This window comes from Moraxella caviae, assembly GCF_002014985.1.
Lineage (GTDB): Bacteria > Pseudomonadota > Gammaproteobacteria > Pseudomonadales > Moraxellaceae > Moraxella > Moraxella caviae.
This window is the reverse complement of record NZ_MUXU01000022.1, coordinates 1-19,636: the sequence shown is the minus strand read 5'-3', so window position 1 is coordinate 19,636 and position 19,636 is coordinate 1. Positions and strand designations below refer to the sequence as shown.

General features: G+C 48.5%; 17 protein-coding genes and 2 pseudogenes. 12 read left to right on the top strand and 7 right to left on the bottom strand.

What is annotated here, in order from left to right; genetic code table 11:
• Positions 1-95 precede the first annotated feature (95 nt).
• Complete coding sequence (locus B0181_RS03185) at positions 96-311, top strand: DUF2788 domain-containing protein (protein WP_078276044.1); 216 nt, start codon at positions 96-98, stop codon at positions 309-311.
• A 204-nt stretch (positions 312-515) separates the two neighbouring features.
• Here B0181_RS03185 and cmoB read toward each other — a convergent pair whose 3' ends face one another.
• Positions 516-1,526 carry a tRNA 5-methoxyuridine(34)/uridine 5-oxyacetic acid(34) synthase CmoB gene (gene cmoB, locus B0181_RS03180; RefSeq protein ID WP_078276043.1) on the bottom strand — a complete coding sequence of 337 codons (1,011 nt, stop codon included), beginning with the start codon at positions 1,524-1,526 and terminating at the stop codon, positions 516-518.
• A 153-nt stretch (positions 1,527-1,679) separates the two neighbouring features.
• On the bottom strand, positions 1,680-2,438 hold the full coding sequence (gene cmoA / locus B0181_RS03175) for a carboxy-S-adenosyl-L-methionine synthase CmoA (protein ID WP_078276042.1): 759 nt from the start codon (positions 2,436-2,438) through the stop codon (positions 1,680-1,682).
• A 245-nt stretch (positions 2,439-2,683) separates the two neighbouring features.
• On the opposite strand from cmoA, the gene msrA reads away from it, so the two are divergent.
• Entirely contained in the window at positions 2,684-3,211 is a 528-nt protein-coding gene (msrA, locus tag B0181_RS03170) for a peptide-methionine (S)-S-oxide reductase MsrA (protein ID WP_078276041.1), read from the top strand.
• Between the two features lie 173 nt (positions 3,212-3,384).
• Here msrA and smc read toward each other — a convergent pair whose 3' ends face one another.
• Together smc and B0181_RS03160 are read right to left on the bottom strand one after the other, a co-directional pair.
• Complete coding sequence (gene smc, locus B0181_RS03165; protein ID WP_078276092.1) at positions 3,385-6,990, bottom strand: chromosome segregation protein SMC; 3,606 nt, start codon at positions 6,988-6,990, stop codon at positions 3,385-3,387.
• A gap of 272 nt (positions 6,991-7,262) precedes the next feature.
• Positions 7,263-8,069 (bottom strand): sulfite exporter TauE/SafE family protein, encoded by an 807-nt coding sequence (locus tag B0181_RS03160; RefSeq protein ID WP_078276091.1) that lies wholly within the window; start codon positions 8,067-8,069, stop codon positions 7,263-7,265.
• Positions 8,070-8,211: 142 nt separating this feature from the next.
• Here B0181_RS03160 and B0181_RS03155 point away from each other — a divergent pair, with 142 nt between their 5' ends.
• The gene (locus B0181_RS03155) at positions 8,212-9,141 is read left to right on the top strand and encodes a biotin--[acetyl-CoA-carboxylase] ligase (RefSeq protein WP_158078926.1); all 930 of its coding nucleotides are present in this window, start codon (positions 8,212-8,214) and stop codon (positions 9,139-9,141) included.
• A gap of 266 nt (positions 9,142-9,407) precedes the next feature.
• Positions 9,408-10,133, top strand: coding sequence for a type III pantothenate kinase (locus tag B0181_RS03150; protein WP_078276039.1), 726 nt, complete (start codon positions 9,408-9,410; stop codon positions 10,131-10,133).
• A 114-nt stretch (positions 10,134-10,247) separates the two neighbouring features.
• Here B0181_RS03150 and B0181_RS03145 read toward each other — a convergent pair whose 3' ends face one another.
• The gene (locus B0181_RS03145; RefSeq protein WP_078276038.1) at positions 10,248-10,667 is read right to left on the bottom strand and encodes an MAPEG family protein; all 420 of its coding nucleotides are present in this window, start codon (positions 10,665-10,667) and stop codon (positions 10,248-10,250) included.
• Complete coding sequence (locus B0181_RS03140) at positions 10,664-11,080, bottom strand: OsmC family protein (RefSeq protein WP_078276090.1); 417 nt, start codon at positions 11,078-11,080, stop codon at positions 10,664-10,666. The genes B0181_RS03145 and B0181_RS03140 overlap by 4 nt, the downstream gene beginning before the upstream one ends.
• A gap of 400 nt (positions 11,081-11,480) precedes the next feature.
• Here B0181_RS03140 and B0181_RS03135 point away from each other — a divergent pair, with 400 nt between their 5' ends.
• The 7 genes and pseudogenes from B0181_RS03135 (at position 11,481) to ubiM (ending at position 17,829) form a co-directional block, all read left to right on the top strand.
• Positions 11,481-11,978, top strand: a complete 498-nt coding sequence (locus B0181_RS03135) for an RNA pyrophosphohydrolase (protein WP_078276037.1) — start codon at positions 11,481-11,483, stop codon at positions 11,976-11,978.
• A 284-nt stretch (positions 11,979-12,262) separates the two neighbouring features.
• Positions 12,263-13,135 carry a prolipoprotein diacylglyceryl transferase gene (gene lgt, locus B0181_RS03130; RefSeq protein ID WP_078276036.1) on the top strand — a complete coding sequence of 291 codons (873 nt, stop codon included), beginning with the start codon at positions 12,263-12,265 and terminating at the stop codon, positions 13,133-13,135.
• Between the two features lie 83 nt (positions 13,136-13,218).
• Positions 13,219-14,061, top strand: coding sequence for a thymidylate synthase (gene thyA, locus B0181_RS03125; RefSeq protein WP_078276035.1), 843 nt, complete (start codon positions 13,219-13,221; stop codon positions 14,059-14,061).
• A gap of 91 nt (positions 14,062-14,152) precedes the next feature.
• Positions 14,153-14,695: pseudogene (locus B0181_RS03120) on the top strand (dihydrofolate reductase); the annotation flags it as partial.
• Positions 14,696-14,757: 62 nt separating this feature from the next.
• Positions 14,758-15,852 (top strand): FAD:protein FMN transferase, encoded by a 1,095-nt coding sequence (locus tag B0181_RS03115; protein ID WP_078276033.1) that lies wholly within the window; start codon positions 14,758-14,760, stop codon positions 15,850-15,852.
• 206 nt (positions 15,853-16,058) lie between these two features.
• Positions 16,059-16,484 (top strand): hypothetical protein, encoded by a 426-nt coding sequence (locus tag B0181_RS03110; RefSeq protein ID WP_078276032.1) that lies wholly within the window; start codon positions 16,059-16,061, stop codon positions 16,482-16,484.
• Positions 16,485-16,632: 148 nt separating this feature from the next.
• Positions 16,633-17,829, top strand: coding sequence for a 5-demethoxyubiquinol-8 5-hydroxylase UbiM (ubiM, locus tag B0181_RS03105; protein ID WP_078276031.1), 1,197 nt, complete (start codon positions 16,633-16,635; stop codon positions 17,827-17,829).
• 49 nt (positions 17,830-17,878) lie between these two features.
• Here the strand turns inward: ubiM and B0181_RS03100 are convergent, their stop codons facing one another.
• Complete coding sequence (locus B0181_RS03100; protein ID WP_143821567.1) at positions 17,879-19,264, bottom strand: bZIP transcription factor; 1,386 nt, start codon at positions 19,262-19,264, stop codon at positions 17,879-17,881.
• Between the two features lie 191 nt (positions 19,265-19,455).
• Here B0181_RS03100 and B0181_RS03095 point away from each other — a divergent pair.
• Positions 19,456-19,636 (top strand): annotated as a pseudogene (locus B0181_RS03095) (IS1595 family transposase); the annotation flags it as partial.

The following is a 19,636-nucleotide window of genomic DNA, read 5'->3' as shown; positions in this document are numbered from 1 at the left end:
ATCAGCACACGCAGCCACAATCCGTCATCAAGCCGACAAATAAGCCTGCCAAATGTGATATAATGCCATCATCACATCAATTCACAGGATAAATCATGACCATTTCTGCCGATACCATCACCACGCTTGGGCTGTATGTGCTGTTGCCTGTTTTTATTGCGTTTTTGTTTTTTATCATGTGGGATATTTCCAAAAAATCTAACGCAGGCAGACAAGGCACGTTTTGGATTTTTGTGGCGTTAGGCGCAGGATTTTTTGGCTTTTTAGCAAAAGTAGTGATTGAATTTGTGCTGGAGCATTGGGTACTGTAAACCATTTAGCAATTTAGCTTGCGACTTACTCGCTCGTAAATTGAGCAATTTAAACGTACAAATCACCCATTAAAATTGGCAGCACTGTCATTAACGATACTCTTATCTTAAAAAATAAGCCGACTGTATCATTTGTCGGCTTATTTTAGGCTTGTTTTGGGTGCGTGCTTTTAAGCGGATTTACCAAACTTAACCAAGTTAAACTTAGCGCACCGCCACCATCACCGCACGTTTTGGCGCAGGCAAACCTTCTACCGTCAAAGCAGGATTGTCTTTATCCAAAAAATCCGCCAAAGAATGATAATCCATCCACTGAGTCGCGCGCTGCTCATCGGTGCTGGTCGTATCCACGTCCACGCAGCGCACATCACGAAAGCCTGCTTTCGTCAGCCACAGACTCAGCGCCGCCACACTTGGCAAAAAGTACACATTATTCATCTGCGCATAGCGGTCTTGTGGCACAAGTACCGTGCGCTCATCGCCATCAACCACCAGCGTCTCCAGCACCAGCGTACCGCCTGCTCGCAGCTGCCCTTTTAGCTGCTCTAAATGCTCAAAAGGCGACGCACGATGATACAGCACACCCATACTAAACACCGTGTCAAACAGCTCACTTTTGGCAGGCAAACTCTCAAGCGGCACAGGAATGTAATGCACGGGCAAATCCACACCTGCAAAGTGCTTGACCGCCATAAACTGATGATAAAACAAACAAGACGGATCAATCACCACCACCGATTTTGCGCCTGCGCCCAGCATACGAAAGCCGTGATAGCCAGAGCCGCCGCCCACGTCCAGCACACGCTTGCCTGTCAAATCAATGTGCGGCAACACTCTTTGCCATTTAAAATCCGAACGCCATTCGGTGTCAATGTGGATTTGCTTATCCGCGCCATCGCCAATAAAAAACGGCCCTTTGCGCCACGGCATCAGGTTTTTTAGCAGGCTTTCGCTTTTACGATAATCGCCCTGCTCCCACGCCAAACGCACGCAAAATTCGTCCGCCAAATCCACGCTTTGTGGCGTGATGACAGGCAATCTGGCAACGGCAGACGCATAAAACGGTGCGTGCGCATAGCGGCTTTTATCCTTGATGGCAGCAAGCCAAGACGGCAAATTGGCAAGCCACTCACCCGCTTTTGGGTGGTGCTTGCTGGTTTGTAATAAATGCAAATACAAGGCTTGCTCGGCGGCAAAAATGGTGTTGTTGGTCATAAGGTGTTTTTGTTGGTTGTTAAATTGGTTTTTTAAAAGTGGTTGATTTTAAAAAATGGTTTTACTTAAAAGCGATTAGCTTAAAAATATGTTACAAAGCCGTTTTCAAAAACAAACCATTTCCAAAAAATATAAAAATAAATTTAAAATCAATCACTTAAAAGCAATGATGGACGCAAAGTTTAAAAAACGAAACCATGTCATTTGGCGCATAAAGCCAGCCGCTTCTAGCCTTGCGTGGTGCTGCTCTAGCGTGTCGGTAATCAGCACATTTTCTAAGGCATTACGCTTACCGCTGATTTCCAGCTCGCTGTAGCCGTTGGCACGCTTAAAATCATAATAACGCTCCACTTGCCAAGCGTCATTTTGCTCATCTGGCAGGTGCGTTTTTTCAGTGAGAATCAAAATGCCGCCACTGGCAAGTGCTTCATGGCATTTGGTGAGCAGTGCCAGACGCTTGGCAGGGTCAATAAATTGCAGGGTGAGATTTAGCACAATCAAATCGCACGGCTCCAGTGCCACATCGCACACATCATCGGTAATCAGCGTGATGTCATGATTGGGATAATGCGCGTCAAGCAGCGTGCGTGCCTTGTCAGTCATGGGTTTTGAGACGTCCACGCCAATCATCTGTAAATCCTGCTCGCCAAATTCTGCCGCCAACGAAAACAGCACCGCCCCCAAAGACGTACCCAAATCATACACACGACTAAAGCGTCTTTCGCCTGCACTTTGGCGAAAATGGCAGTGCCGCTTGGCGAAAATCGGCAACATAGACAGCACCTGCCCATAACCCGGCACACTGCGGCGAATCATATCAGGAAAGCACGCCACGACATTTTCATCAAAAGAAAAGCGTGCGTCTTTGTCCAAAGGCGTAGTAAATAAAGTGTCTGGGCGAGCGTGGTTCATGGTGGTTTACGGTTTACGGTTTACGGTGGTTTATGATATGCTAATCGCTGATTTATGCTAATTTTTTGATTTACAGTGCGGCAACGCACAATTTTAAATTTACATATAAAGTTGGCTGCAACTTTGATTAAAATTGCGATAAAATTTGCCAAAATTTCAAAACCTTTATCAAAATAATTTCATCACAGCGGTTTTATTACAACCATTTCATCAAATTTAAAAACTGAATAAAAACTGGAGTAATTATGCAACGAATTATCCTAGGTGGCGGCTGTTTTTGGTGCACCCAAAGCGTCTTTTCGCGCGTGCGTGGCGTCAGTGCAGTTACCGCAGGCTACGCAGGCGGCAGTGCACACACCGCCGATTATCAAAGCGTCTGCACAGGCGAGACAGGACACGTTGAAGTCATTGACGTGGCGTTTGATGATGGCGTGGTGTCGCTGGATGTGCTGCTGGACATCTTTTTTGCCACGCATGACCCCACCACGCCAAACCGCCAAGGCAACGACATCGGCACGCAGTACGCTTCGGTGATTTTTTATACCGATGAAGCTCAGCTTGCCATCATCAAGCAAAAACTTGCCGAGCTTGGCAAACTTGGCATCAACGCCGTTACACGCATTGAGCCTGCGCCCAAATTTTATGCGGCAGAAGACTACCATCAAGATTTCTTTGCCAAAAACCCAGAACAAGGCTACTGCAATTTCGCCATTCCGCCAAAACTTGCCAAACTGCGCACCGTCTTTGGCGAATGGGTCAAAGATGGCGCATGATTTTGGTTTTACTCTTAAACTTTTACATCGCAATTTGCGCCAAGTGTCAATTTCACGCTTGGCGTAGTTTTTAATAGGTTTTTAAAATGACAAAACTTGCCAGCGGTTTTGTCATTTTTTAAGCAATTTCAAGCGGTTTTCAGTCCAATTTCAAGCAATTTTTCAATCTAGATTCAAGCGTCAGGCTCAAGGTATTTTTCCGCTTCTTCTAAGTTCACCGTTACCAAGCTGGAAATGCCAGCGGTCGGCATGGTAATGCCTTTGAGTTCGTCCGCAATCTGCATGGCAAGTTTGTTATGACTGATAAAAATGAACTGCACGCTGTCGGCAAGCTCGTGAATCAGGCTTGTAAAACGCCCCACGTTTGCGTCATCAAGCGGTGCGTCCACTTCGTCCAGCACACAAAATGGCGCAGGGTGCTGCTTGAAAATCGCAAAAATCAAACTTAATGCCGTCAAGGTTTTCTCACCGCCAGACAGCACCGCCAAGCGTGAATTTTTCTTGCCCTTTGGCTGCGCCATCAGCACAAGTCCCGCACGCCAGCGATCCGCCTTGGCAAGCGTCTCATCTTCCATCAGCGTAAGGCTTGCTTGTCCACCGCCAAACACCTTAGAAAACAGTGCGTTGAGCTCAGCATTCACTGCATCCAAAGCCGTCAAAAACAGCGATTTGGTTTTCTCGTCAATCGCACGAATTGCGTCTTGCAGCTTAGTCATGCTGGCGGTGATGTCTGTGATTTGTGCGTCCATCGGCGACACACGCTCTTCAAGCTCGGCAAGCTCAGCCGCTGCCGCTAGGTTCACCGCACCCAGCTTAGTGATTTCTGCCTTGATGGCGTCAATGCGTGCGCTGTTATCCTTGAATTTGGGCGGTTTGGCACGCACGTCCACCAGCCATGCGTCCAGATGAAAACTTTCGTCAAGTTTTGCCACTTCATCGCTCAAATCCTGCAAGCGGCTTTGACCCACTGCCGTATCGGCACTGATTTGGGCGGTTTCGGCTTGCGCTTTGGCAAAATCTGCGTGTGCTTGGGTGAGATTTTCTTGTAATTTCACCTGCATCAGCTGCAATGCCTTAGCGGCAGCTTCATGCTCTTCGCTGGCGATTTTTGCTGCAGCGGTGAGTGCTTTGGCGTCTTTAAATGCCGTCTCCAGCGCAGGCAATTTAGCGGTCAGCTGCTCTTGCGCCTTTTTGACAGCGATGATGTCGTCATTGGCTTGGGCGGCATTTTTATTGGCAAGCGCCAGCAATCTTTCGGTGTGCGCCTTATTTTGGCTTAAGGTGCCGTGCTGCAACTGCAAGGCTTGGTGTGTCTCGCTGGCACGCTTGGCGGCTGCATTTAGCTCATCAATGCGCAGGCTTAACGTTTCCAGCGATTTTTGCGCCTGCTCATAGCGTGGCAACTCTGCCGCCAGTTTTTCTTGAGTGGCGGTAAGCTCGCTGTCCAGCTGCTTTAATTCTTGCTGAATTTCAGTTTTTTCTTCGTCCAGCGCAGCTTTAGTTTTGGCGAAATTTTCTCGCTTGATGGCTTCGGTTTGCGCCTTGGCTGTCAGTGCCGTGCGCTCTTGTTCTGCCTTGTGCAAACTTGCCGTGGCGGCAGTCAGCTGGGCGGCTTGCTCTTCTAGGGCGATTTTTTGCGCTTCTTGCTGAGCGGTCAAATCCTTGATGGCGCGCGCCTTATCTTCCATCTCATCTTCAAGCGCAGTCAGCTCATCTTCTAGCACCGCCAAACGCTTGGTATGCTCGGCTTTTTGCGCCAAAAAGTTTTCGCTCGTGCGCCCAAATTTACTCGTGTGCAGCGCACCAAACGCACCCACAAGCCAGCCTGTCTGCGTAAAAATCACGCCACCATCGCCAATCACCCCTGCGTACTGCTCGGCAATCTCATCAGGCGTTTTATTCGCAGTGTCCACATCCACATAGCAACGCTCAAATGCCGCAAGCGCAGGCGTAATCAGCGTATTCACCGCAAGTAAGCCTGTCTGCGTGGGCGTGGCAAAGGGCTTGGTTTGGGCAAGTACAGCGGTCGGTGCGTCTTTATCAGGCGTACCAAGCACAGCAGCAAACTGCGCCTGCACGCTTGATTTTTCATCTGGTACGCCCACACGTGCGTCCAGCCAAAATCCCAAAAGCGCATCCAGCGCGCCTGCCACCTTTTCACCTGCACTCGTCAATCGCAAGCCGTCTTTTAATAATGGCAAATGCGCCAAAGCTGCCTTATCCGTGCTGGCGTTGGTGTTTTGCGCCTGCGGATTTGGCTTGGCGTACACCATTTTATGCAAAATGTCGTACTCGCTGGATAAGCTGGCATGGCGTTTTTCGCGCGCGGTTTGCTCACTTGTCAAAAGCTGTAACGCCTTAGCACGCTCATCAAAAGCGCTTTTGGCTTCGTGATTGTCCTGCAAGCCATCAATTTTCACTTTCAGCGTGGCAATTTGCCCATCCAGCACCTTCAGCGCTTCTTCGGTCTTGCCATCATCAGCAGCTGGCTGCTCGCTTGTCATCAGCGCATTGTGCTTGGCAATCCATTTTTCACGCAAATTTAGCACACGTTGCTTTTGAGATTCGGCAAGTTTTTGGGCGTTTTCTAGGCTGTTTTTTTGGTTTTGTAAATTTTGTACTTCGCTGCGTGCGCCTTGCCAATGCTTTTCATGCTCGCTAAGTTTGTCTTGGGCGGTTTTTAGCTCGTTTGCCGCCGCACTAAGTTCAGGCTCAAGCAAAGACAATGTACTCGTGAGTTTGGCAAGCTCGGCGGTGGCGTGCGCTTCGTCTTCGCCTGCTTGTTTTTGGGCTGCCGTCAGACGTGCGATTTTCTCGTCCGCTTGTCCAAGTTCTTGATTTACCGTATAAAAATTGTGCTGCGCTGTCTGCTCTGCCATCTGCGCATTGTGGTATTTATCCTTGGCATCGTCTTTTAGCCACTGCCCTTCAGCCACTCGTGCCGACAGCTTATCAAGCTCGGCTTTGGCTTTATTGACCGCTGTTTCAAGTGCGCTCAAGCCTTCGTTTGCCGCCGTGTGTTCTTGGGTTTTGGTTTCGTGATATTGCCACGCTTCAAATAAGCGTTTTAGCAAATCTTCCTTGTGCATTTTTTCAAGCTCGGCATTCAGCTCTTGGTATTTTTTCGCCGATTCAGCTTGGCGCATGAGCGTGCGCTGCTGCTTTTTTAGCTCGCCTTGCAAGTCGCTAAGCCGCTCCAGATTATCACGCGCTTCGGCAAGTTTTTTCTCGGTTTCTTCACGGCGCGCCTGATAACGCGACACGCCAGCGCCTTCTTCAATGAACTCACGCAGCTGCATGGGGCTAGATTCCACAATGCGCCCAATCATGCCCTGCTCAATCACCGCATAACTGCGTGCGCCAAGCCCCGTACCCAAAAACACGTCCACCACATCACGGCGGCGCACACGCTGTCCATTGATGAAATAATCCGACTTACCGTCTTTGGTAACTTGGCGGCGCAGCGTCAGCTCGTGGTATAAATTCAGCGCATGGCGAATGCCTGTGGTCTCATCTTGGGTATGCTCAAAGGTCAGCTCCACACTCGCCAAAGACTTGCCAGCACGCCCTTCCACACCAGCAAAAATCACATCGCTCATCGCCCCGCCACGCAGCTGTTTGGCAGAAGTCTCGCCCAGCACCCAGCGAATCGCATCAATCACGTTGGATTTGCCGCAGCCGTTCGGCCCGACAATGGCGGTGATGTCGTGCTTGAAAGTAAAGGTGGTTGGGTTGGCAAAGGATTTAAAGCCAGCTAATTTTAGGGATTTTAGGCGCATGACAAAGCAAAAACCAAGCAAATAAAACAAACTGCTTAGTTTAGCAAATTTTTGTAAGGTTTGGGAAATTTTAGGCAAAAGAATTAGTAAAAGATTTTGGCAAATGGCGGATAAATCACAAAATTCGCTTTTAATTGGTTTTAATAAGTTTTAAAATCCACGCCAAGTTTGCCTTTCAATTACAAACAAACCGCCTGACAGCCGAGACCATCAAGCGGTAAATCAAAATACTCAATCAAATCACGAAATGTTTGGCGTTTGGTGATGGGCAATCACCCCACCACCCCACTATACACCAGCTGGCAGCCCACCACCAAAAGCAGGCAGCCGAACGCACGTTTTAGCGTTTGTGCGGGCAGGACGTGGGCAAGTTTTGCGCCCACTTTTGCCATGATAAAACTTACCACACTCACCGCCACAAATGCGCCAATATGCACAAAGCCAATCGTGCCTTCCACCGCCAAATTATCCACCGACACACGCCCAAACCACATAAATCCAGCCGCGCCAGCGATGGCAATCGGTAAGCCACACGCCGCACTCGTCCCCACCGCCTGCTTCATCGGTACGCCATTATGCGACAAATACGGCACGGTCAAGCTGCCGCCGCCAATGCCAAAAATCGCCGACAGCATGCCAATACCTACGCCTGCCGCACCCAGCGCATAAGGCTTTGGCGTGGGTCGGTTGGGATTTTCTTGATTGGGGAAAAACAGCATTTTAATCGCCATCAAAACCGCACCACCGCCAATGATAGCTTGCAAAGACTTACCATCAATCATCGTGGCAATCCACGCCCCCACAAGACTGCCCAGCACCAGCCCCTTTGCCATGTGGCGAAAAATCTCCCAGCGCACGCCGCCACGCTGATGGTGCGCACTCATAGAGCTGATGGACGTTAAAATGATGGTCGCCAATGCCGTCCCCACCGCAACGTGCGCCACCACATCGCTTGGCATGCCATAAGCAGACAAAATCCACACCAGCGCAGGCACGATAATCAAGCCGCCGCCCACGCCAAACAGCCCAGCGCACACGCCAGCAAACGCCCCAGCAATCACAAACCACGCATACATCATATCATCACCTTTTTTAGGCGCACTGCCATTATCATTTTTAAAACTTACGTTCACCGCACACGGTCAAATGTGCTATTATAACGCAATTTTGCGCCACTTTTTACACTGCTGCGCTTTTTGTATTATTTTTAGGAAAATTGGCTTGCACACACATCAATACCCATGGCACAGCCCAGATTTGGATTTGGCGGTCAAAGACTTACTCAAGCACCGCCACATTCACACCGCTCACACCGCCAGCACAAACAGCGCCTTGATTGAGCTTGTGGTATCGCACGCTTTGGCGCAGGATTTGCCCCACCTTTTCACCACCGACACTCAAAGCGCAGGCAAAGGTCAGCACGGCAGAGCGTGGGCAAATGGCGCAGGCAATGTGTTTTTGTCGCTGTATGTGCCGATGACAAACGCCAAAAACACGCCCAATCCTTTATCGCTTGGGCGTTTATCAGGCGTATTATCACTGTTAATTGGCGTGCAAATTTGCCAATTGCCAAGCATTGCCAAGTACAATGAATGTGCCGCCACGCAAAACCTTACCGCCAAAAACCTTGCCAAAATCGGCGTAAAATGGGCAAACGACATCGGCTATTATCAGCAAAAAACCTTTCACAAGCTAGCAGGCATTTTGATTGAGCCTGTGTTTTGCCAGCAAGCCAAATCGCTTGTCGGCGTGGTGATTGGCGTTGGGCTAAACGTACGCACCACGCCTGCGCTTAAAAGCACGCACGCCATGCCTTATTTTGCCACAAGCCTTAGCGAAATTTTGGCAAATAGCGGCATCGCCTGCCCCAGCGCACATGAAATGTACGCACCGCTGACGCAGCTTCTTGCACTTGCACTGGCGCGCTGCAACACACTTACCCATGATGACAGCCAAATGACGGCATTCATCACAGAATTTAACGCCCTACACCTGCTGCACAATCAGCCCATCGCCCTACATGGCGCACCGCACACACCGTCAGACGCACAAATCGGCACTTGCACAGGCATCAATCACGATGGCGCGCTGCTGTTTGCCAAAGACGGTGTGCAAACGCCCATCTTTGCAGGTTCGGTGCAGCTTGTTTGATGATGCGCTGGATAAATTCACTTGATAAATAAAAAGACGAGCAAATTAACAAAATCACTTTTCATGCAAACTGACACGCCAAACCACACAAAGCCAACACACTGCAACACAAAATCACCACAAGTTTTGGCAAAATTTGCTACAATGCGCACTTTGTTAAGTTCAAAAATTTATGCTTTTTAAGTACGACTTACACAATTTTGCTTGGCAAATCGTTTTAAGTTACACCCAAACTCACACCAAATCCACACGGAAAAAATCCCACCATGTCGCAACTTTGGCTTGATCTTGGCAACACACGCCTAAAATACTGGCTGATGAATGGCGAGTGCCTGCTTGACCATGACGCACGCCTGCATTTGCAAGCCCCAGCCGAGCTTTTGCTGGGCTTGTCGGATAAATTCATGCGCCTAAAGCCTGAATTCATCGGCATTTCGTCCGTGCTGGGCAAAGAGATCAACGCCCAGGTTACCGAAATCTTAGACACCATGGGCATTGCTTATGAATTTGCCAACGTCAATGCCGCCCACCCTGTGCTGCAAAGTCGCTATGCGCCAGACCAGCTGGGCGTGGATCGCTGGCTGCAAATGCTGGGCGTGACAAAACCTGCCGTCAATCAATGCGTCATCGGCTGCGGCACGGCAATGACGCTGGACGTCATCAGTGATGGTGTGCATCTAGGTGGCTATATTTTCCCAAACGCACGCCTACAAAGACAGGCGCTGTACGCTGGCACGCAGCAAATTGACGTGCAAACTGGCAACATTGACAGCACCGCCCTTGCCACCACCACGCTTGATGCGGTCAATCACGGCATTTTACTGTCCATCGTGGGCGCAATCCACGAGCTGCACCGTGCTTATCCTGCGCACCAATTCATCGCCACAGGCGGGGACGCACCCATCATCGCAAGGCATTTGTCTTTTGATGTAACAATCCATCAAGACCTTGTGCTGCGTGGCTTAAAACGCTATTTTGCTGGGCGGTTTTAAAATTTCACAAAAAATTTGTCAGCCGTACAAGATTGGCAAATTAGCAGGCTTGCAAAAATTTGATAAAAATTTCATAAGAAAAAGGGCTTATCATCATAAGCCCCATCATCAAAATTACACCAGCATTGCCGCAAACACAAAAAGCGCCACGCATATCATCATGCCAAGCAGCCACACCACAGAGCGCAGCGTGGCAAAATTCAGCGCATAGCACGCCGCATAAGCCGTGCGCAAAAGCACATACAGCCACGCAAAAGCGTTCACCACATTTTGTGGCACAAAGCAATACATCGCCACCATCACCGCCGCCAAAAATATCGGCAAGCCTTCAAAGGTGTTGGCTTGTGCGGCATTTAATCTGGCTGCCATGCCATTAGTTTTTGCCAAAAATTCACGCGGATTTTCGTTGTCTTGCCAGCGAAAACCGCCCGCCACTTTTGCCAAAAGCGCCCACAGCAGCGGCTGAATGCACGCCGCCAGCATGGCATACACTGCCAGCGAAATGTCAGGCGAAAATGCCGCCACCCAGCTCATTGCGCACTCTCGATGATTTGATAATCGTGCGTGATGTTCACGCCGCCATCGGCAAGCATTTTTGACGCTGAGCAGTATTTTTCTGCCGATAAATCAATGGCTTTGGCAACTTGCGCTTCTTTGATGTTCTTGCCCGTTACCACAAAATGCAGGTGAATGTCGGTGAACACCGCAGGAATGGCGTCGGCGCGCTTAGCACTCACTTCGCAGCGCACATCGTCAATGGCTTGGCGTGATTTTTGTAAAATGCTCACCACATCATAGCTGGCACAGCCGCCAAGCCCCATCAAAATCAGCTCCATCGGCTTTGCGCCCAGCGTCTGCGCTGAGTCAATCACCACTTTATGCCCAGAGCCGCTCGTGGTTTCAAAGTTAATCACGTCATTTTTTAGCCAAGCGACACTGGCACTCATATCAGCCATGTTTTTTCCTTATTTTAAATTGATAACTTATTGATAAAGCTAGAAAAATTATTGACAAAACGCTTAATGAAATTGACAAAAATGATGATAACTTGCGCACCGCTTATGTATCCGCCACGCCATTTTTTAAAACGCCGCCATCGCCAAATCATCAGCGCATAAACTTGCTATCATAATAACACCCTTGCCCAAAATTTCAAGGGCTGACCGCCCAGCACTTTAAATGAAAACCGCCTGCTCGGCGTACTTTTGGCGGTCAATGGCAAGAAAGATGATTTTATGGTGTACTTTTTGGCAAAAATTTGGTTTAATAGCAAACAGTTACTGCGTCATTAAAAATTTTGATTGGCGCACGATTATCATTTAAAAAATCTAAATATAGAGTTTCGTCATGATTGATTCAGATGGCTTTAGAGCCAACGTCGGTATCATCTTGGCAAATACACAAGGGCAAGTGCTTTGGGCAAAGCGCATTGGGCATGACAGCTGGCAATTTCCCCAAGGCGGCATTGATTATGGCGAGACGCCAGTTGATGCCATGTATCGAGAACTGTACGAAGAAGTGGGCTTGCTGCCCCATCAAGTAGAAGTTTTGGCGGTAACGCGCGACTGGCTGCGCTATCGTCTGCCCAAACGCTATGTGCGTACAGGGCAAGAACCTTTGTGTATCGGACAAAAACAAAAATGGTTTTTGCTCCGCCTAGATGAACAAAACGCCCAGCAAATCCGCTTTGACATCGCCAAACCTGAGTTTGACGAGTGGCAATGGGTCAGCTACTGGTATCCGTTAAACCAAGTTGTGCCGTTCAAACGCGGCGTGTACCAAAGAGCCTTGCAAGAACTGGTGCGTGAATTACCCCTAAAAAACGAGCTAAAAATCCAAGCCTAAGATTTTCTTAGCGATTTAGCCGCCAAACCGCCAACGCATTTTACTTGTCAGATTTATAAAATGGACAAGTCGGCTGCTTGGCGGTTTTTGTCGTTTAAAATTCATCGTTTAAAATTCATCACCAAGCCCACCGCCTAATTTTTCCCATCATTTTGCTAAGCTATTGCCAAGCGTCCGCTTTGGTCTGATTTTTCCATGATTTATCCATCTGTCAGCACCGTAGCACTACAATCCAACGCCCAAATCCGTTATAATAGAGCAAATTTTTAACGCTAAGACATTTTATGACCATGCTCCACCCACAAATTGACCCAGTCGCACTGGATTTGGGCTTCATTCAGCTGCATTGGTATGGGCTGATGTATTTGCTTGCCTTTGCTTTTGCTTATGGCATCATGCATTGGCGTGCCAAAAAACGTGGCGATTTCACGCCAGAAATGGTGTCTGATTTGATATTTTTTGGGGCGGTTGGCGTGATTTTGGGCGGTCGCATTGGCTATGTGCTGCTGTACAATTTTGGCGAATTTCTTGCCAATCCGCTGTATTTATTCCGTGTGTGGGAAGGCGGCATGAGCTTTCATGGTGGCTTTGTGGGCGTGCTGGTTGCCATGTGCTATTTTGCCTACAAGTATAAAAAAGCACCGTTCACCGTGCTGGATTTTATTGCGCCAGCTGTGCCGACAGGTTTGCTGTTTGGGCGTTTGGGCAATTTCATCAATGGCGAGCTGTGGGGGCGTGTGTCGGACAGTGGCGCTGCGCAGCTGATGCTATTTCCGCAGGCGGCGCACGCAGATTTTGAGCTGCTAAACGCCAATCCTTCGCTGCATTCGCTTGCCGAGACGGTAAACGGCTACGCCCTGCTGCCACGCCACCCATCACAGCTATACCAAGCCTTGACCGAAGGCGTGCTGCTGTTTGTGCTGCTGTGGTGGTTTAGCGCCAAGCCACGCCCACGCTATGCGGTGTCGGCGCTGTTCTTGCTGGGTTATGGTATCAGCCGCTTTATCACCGAATTTTTCCGTCAGCCAGATGTCGGTTATGCGCTGATTTTTGGCTGGATGAGCAAAGGTCAGCTTTACAGTCTGCCGATGATTATCGCAGGCGTGATTTTGCTTGTCATGGCACGCCAAAAACGCATTTACGATTGGCAAAACTGATTAGCCATTGATTGACTAAAGATAAATTCACAAACGCATTTATAAACCCAAGCACCCAACAAGCCGTCATCGCAAGGCATTTTATGAAACAATACTTACAATTACTTGAACATATTTTAAATAATGGCACAGACAAAGGCGATCGCACCGGCACTGGCACACGCTCGGTTTTTGGTTATCAAATGCGCTTTGATTTGTCGGCTGGCTTTCCTCTACTCACCACCAAAAAAGTGCATTTTCACTCGGTGCTGGTGGAACTTTTGTGGTTTTTAAAGGGCGACACCAACGTCAAATATCTCACCGACAATAAAGTCAGCATTTGGGACGAATGGGCAACCGCTGAACAAACCGCACGCTTTGACCGCCCAGCAGGCGAGCTTGGGCCTGTGTACGGTCATCAGTGGCGCAATTTTGGCGCAAGCAAAAACACCGATGGCAGCTACAAGTCAGACGGCTTTGACCAAATCGCTTGGCTAATCCAAGAAATCAAAACCAACCCAAATTCACGCCGCCTTATCGTCTCTGGCTGGAATCCTACCGAAGCGAGCGCAGTCGCTTTGCCGCCTTGCCACACGCTGTTTCAGTTTTATGTGGCGGACGGCAAGCTGTCTTGCCAGCTGTATCAGCGCAGCGCCGATGTGTTTTTGGGCGTGCCGTTTAACATCGCAAGCTATGCGCTCTTGACGCACATGGTAGCGCAGGTGTGTGGGCTTGGCGTGGGCGAATTTATCTGGACGGGCGGCGATACGCATTTGTATCACAATCATTTTGAGCAAGCCAAGCTGCAGCTGAGCCGAGACACTTTACCACTGAGCCAGCTGCGCCTAAATCCTGAAATTGACGATATTTTCGCCTTCACTTATGACGATGTCAGCGTAGAAAATTATCAGTCGCACCCTGCCATCAAAGCACCTGTGGCGGTATGATTTAAGAAAACGGATTTAACCAAAGCAGATTTAGCCAAGCAGATTTGGTAATTTTGACAGCCCAAATTAACAAATTAAAACCAAACAAACCATGACAAGCACTCATAGCACCGAAAAAAACAGCGCAGACAGCACGCATATTGATGTTGTGCATATTGTCGCCTGCGATCGCAATCACTGTATTGGCAAGGACAATCAGCTGGCGTGGCATTTGCCTGCCGATTTGCAGCATTTTAAGACGCTGACCACAGGCGGCGTGATTGTCATGGGCAGAAAAACCTTTGATTCTTTGGGGCGACTTTTACCAAAACGCAGCCATCACGTCATCACCAGAGACACCACTTGGCAAGCCGATGGTGTGAAGGTGGCGCACAGCTTGGCAGACGCCATCGCTCACGCCAAAGTGGACGCAGCCGCGCGTGGACTGAGTGAAATTTTCATCATCGGCGGCGGCGAGATTTACGCCCAAAGCCTTGCGCTTGCCGACCGCTTAGAAATCACGCGCGTGGATTTGAGCGTTGATGGCGATGCGTTTTATCCTGCCGATTTATCAGATTTTGTGCTGACTTGGCAATCAGATACGCAAAGCGATGAAAAAAGCGGTGTACAATTTTATTTCACCACTTACACTCGCCAAAACGATAAAAGCGCACAAAATTCTCAAGGCGCAACCAAGACCGCACAAGGAATGAACGCATGAATTTCACCCAAATTTTTGCAGCCAAGCACGCTTTTATACCAAGCGTGCTGTGCGCTGTTTTGGCGTGTGGTACGCTAAGCGCTTGCACGCCTAATACAGACGCAATCAACCAACAAGCCAGCTATCAGCGCCTAGAAGGACAAACGATGGGGACAAGCTACCACATCACCTTTAAAGTGCCTGCAAATGCCGACATCAGCGCCATTCAAGCCAGCATTGATGCGCGCCTAGACACCATCAACCAAAGCATGTCCACTTACATGGACGACAGCACCATTTCTAAATTTAACCGCCTAGATGCACATCAGCCGATGGTGGTAGACGCAGATTTTATCAAGGTTTTACAAGACAGCCGTGAAATTTTCACCAAAAGTGGCGGCAGCTTTGACCCAACGGTTTATCCACTGGTGGAGCTGTGGGGCTTTGGTAGTAAATTTAGCGTAGAACGACTGCAATCACCGCCAAGCCAAGACGAAATCGCCGCCGTCAAAGACAGCATAGGGCTGGATAAAGTTGCGCTTGATGGCGACAAACTTAGCAAAACGCACGCTGGCGTGGGTCTGGATTTTTCCGCCATCGCCAAAGGATATGGCGTGGACGTCATCGCCCAAGTGCTGCATGACGACTACCAAATCCAAGATTATCTGGTGGAAATCGGCGGCGAAGTGGCAAGCCGTGGCACAAATGCTAAATCCCAAGCGTGGACGCTGGCGGTGGACGCACCCATCGCAGACAGCACCACCGCCAACCGTGAAATCATCGCCACCATCACGCAAACAGACGGACAGCTGAACATGGCAACGTCTGGCGGCTACCGCAACGCCATAGAATATGATGGCGTGCGCTACAGCCACACCATTGACCCACGCACCGACAGCCCTGTGGCAAACAGCGCACCAAGCGTTACCGTGCTGGCAGACACCACCGCACTGGCGGACGGCTGGGCAACGGCACTCACCGCCTTGCCTTATGATGAAGCACTCGCCCTTGCCAACACCCAAAACATCAAGGCACTGTTCGTCATTGAAAACCCAAACAGCAAAGGCTTTAGCGTGGTAAAAAGCGAAGCCTATCAAAAACTGGGCTTATGATACTTTCGCACACTTTCACAATTAAAATATTTGGTTTACAATGGCAATGACAAGCCATCAAATTTGGCAAAAGTTTTAATATGCTTTTAATGACGCTTGCAAATTCGGCTCAATAATTGCATTTGCAAATCACAAACGCACACTTATTTAAAATACGCATTTGGCAACCAAACCAAAACGCACCAAGAACGCATCAAGGACACATTATGGCAACTTTCTCACCCACTTTGCAATTTCAAAAACGCTGGCTTGCCGCGCCTGCCGCTGTCAAACAAGCCTTTCATCAAGAACTCAGCGACATCATTCACATGATGGGCAGCGACATTGCCGCCAAAGATTACGCCTTCACCAACCCTGATTTTGGGCGCACGGTGAGCGAGCTTTTGCAAACGCAGCAAACCGAGAGCGCGCCTGCCAAAAAGTTTGTGCAAAACATTGACACCACGCCTTTATCAGACGCAGGCGAAGCGCACTTTAATCCGCAAGATTTGGCAGCGGTGGAAGCACGCATTACCAGCAAATTATCAGCGCAGATTGATGATTTTTTGGGTGAGCATTTTGCGCAGCTGACGGACGATTTGAAGGCTTGGCTACAAACAGCCGTCAAAAACGAAATGGCAAAATACAAATAACACATACAAATAATTAAGCCCCTTTGGCAAATTTACCAAAGTAGATGCGCTCTGCACTCTTCGCTGGGCGGACGATAACGCACCAAAACGTTTGGATAGTTTCGGGGTAATTTTAGGGTGATTTTGGGGGCAGTTTTAAGGCGATTTTATGAACCACACACACCACAGCGACATCGTGATTGTTGGCGCAGGTCCTGCTGGGCTTGCCTTTGCACGTTATTTTAAAGGCAGTGATTTGCGCCTGATTATCGTTGAGAAATCAACGCTGAGCGCCATTGAAAATCCTGCTTATGACGGCCGTGAAATCGCCCTAACGCACCACTCAAAAGAGATTTTACAAAATCTTGGCGTGTGGCAACGCATCAATCCAGACGACATTTACCGCCTAAAAGACGCCAAAGTGTACAGCGGCACGTCTGATTATGCGCTGCATTTTCAAGTACCAAAAGATTTAAAACTGCTGTCGTCCATTGACCGCTTGGGCAATCTGATTTCTAATCACAACATCAGAAAAGCGGTGTACGATGAAGTGCGTGAGCTGGATAACGTTACAATTTTAACGGGCGCTGCCGTAAAAAGTGTGCAAACCGACAGCCAAGCTGCCGAAGTGGTGCTGGATAATGGCGACACCATTCGTGCGCGCCTGCTCATCGGCGCAGACAGTCGTTTATCCTTTGTGCGGCGTACGCTTGGCATTGGTGCGGAGATGAATGACTTTGGGCGCACAGTGATTGTGTTTCGTGTGTCGCACCCTTTATCTAATGGCGCAACCGCCCAAGAATGTTTCTACTATGGGCGTACGCTGGCACTTTTGCCGCTGACCGACACACTCACCAACTGCGTCATTACCCTTGATAACACCCAAGCTGCCGAGCTGCTTGCCATGTCGCCAGAAGCGCTCACCGCCGAAGTGCAGCGCATGATGAATGACAAACTTGGTGCGCTTAGCATCGCTGGCAGCGTTCATCATTATCCGCTGATGGGCGTACACGCCAAGACCTTTGTCGCACCGCGTGCTGCGCTGATTGGCGATGCGGCGGTGGGTATGCACCCTGTAACTGCGCACGGCTACAATCTTGGCTTGGCAAGTGCCGACACGCTTGCGCCTTTGATTTTACAAGCCGCCAAATCTCACCAAGACATCGCTGCGCCTGCTTTGCTTGCCAAATACGACCGCATACACCAAAGACACACACGTCCGCTGTATCACGGTACCAATGCGATGGTAACGCTTTTCACCAATAACACACCGCCAGCACGCCTGCTAAGAGACGCTGCCTTGCGCATCAGCAATCATCTGCCGCCCGTCAAACGCTGGATTTCTGGACAGCTGACAGGTAGATAAATAATAAAACAGCCAGCGTGATTGCGTGGCTGTTTTTGTTTGACGATGATTAAGGAACTTTAGGAAAGCTATCAACAATCGATTTTGTGCTACCTAGTTCATTTTCTAGCTGGGTTTTATCATGCTTAAGCTGCTCGTTTTCCGTCTTTAGCTTTGCAACCTCTGCTTCAAGTTTGCTCACTTTTTCTTGCTCGAATCTTAACTTTTTGGCATCGCCATTATTTAGAGCAAAAGCACCGATCGCCATCATCAATACAATAATAACAGCAGCAAGCACACCCCATGTCAAAACACTCCACTTGCCGCCACCTGATTGCAGTGCATTTTTTGACAAAGCAATCTTGCCCCCATCCTCGCTTTGCGCACCATAATTTGGCGCAGTTGGGGCTTGAGCCATGTTCACAAGTCTTTGAATGGACTCTCGCAACGGCAAAAGCACAGCTTCTATCTCTTGTTTGTTCATATTGGCAAGATATTGATATTGCTGCAATTTATCGTTTAGCTCATTCTTTTCGTTTTCAAGCTGATTGCAATGATTGTTCAGAGCATCAATCTGCTTCTTACTATCAAGATTTGCATTGTATAACTTTTGCTCGGTTTGCATTTGACACTCATCTCTTACTTGACGGAGTTTTCTTTGATGCTCGTTTTCTAATTGCTGCTTCTCGATTTGACTATTGACAGCCATAAGCATATACACCTGCGCATCTTCTGCAAACACACGCAATTCAGCAATGCTTCTTTTATCAACAGATGGAATTTTTTGAAAATGTGCTATAATCTTAGAATGACTGGAAAAATAAACTTTGGAATATCGCTCCGTATAACGACCTGCTTGCAATAGCTTAAACACCTGCTGCTTGTCCTCATCTACAGCCAAAGGAATAAACAGCTCTTTATCACCTGAATTAATTACCGAGTTGGTTGATACATACTCCCACCCTTTTAAATCCACCGGTGGACATGAATTACCCGCAAGGTTTTTTGTATACGCCTTGTTGCCAAAATCAACAAAATTCCCAAGCTGATGCATGACCAGCGATTTCAAAACCTCAAAAATTCGCTGGCTATTTGCCTGACCCAAAGACGCATTCGCCACTCCGATAAACGCCCCCAAATATGTATCTGAGCGATACGAGCCTTTTTGGCGAAATGGGTGGTACTGAGCAATGCTGTCAATCCAACCGATTTGTTCATTATATTGTTGCTGCATACAATACAACGTCGGAAGAGAGTCAGACTCAGCAAAAAATCCCTCAGAATGAAAAGATCTGGCACCCTCACCCGTTAGGTCGCGCTGCTGCACCAAATCAATAATTTCGCGCGCGCCTGCGCAGCTGTTTTGAAAACCATCTGGAGTACCAATCATGCCGTAGCCGACATATTGCTCCACTTCCCTATCTTTAGTATCCATCATCAACCTCTCAACAGCCATGCTTTAAAACGTTGCCAACAACTGGGTTTTTCAATCACACTCACACCCGCATGCACCGTGCCATACACCCAATCAAATAATTTTTCTGGACAAGTATGGTCAAATTTATCCAAATCATCATACTTGGTAAACGTACCCATCTGATAAAAAATGGGGCTGTACTAGAATAACAACCATGTTATACTAGTTTTATGAAGATAACCCATTGTAAACTAAGTAAAAAAGTTCAAAAAAGACTGCTTGAATTTTTTGTACTCGAAGTTACTGCTAGAAGTGCAGCTGATTTACTGGGTATTCACCCTAATTCAGCAGCCCTTTTTTACCACAAAATCCGCCTTGTGATAGAATGCCACTTAGCTCTTGAAGCCAACA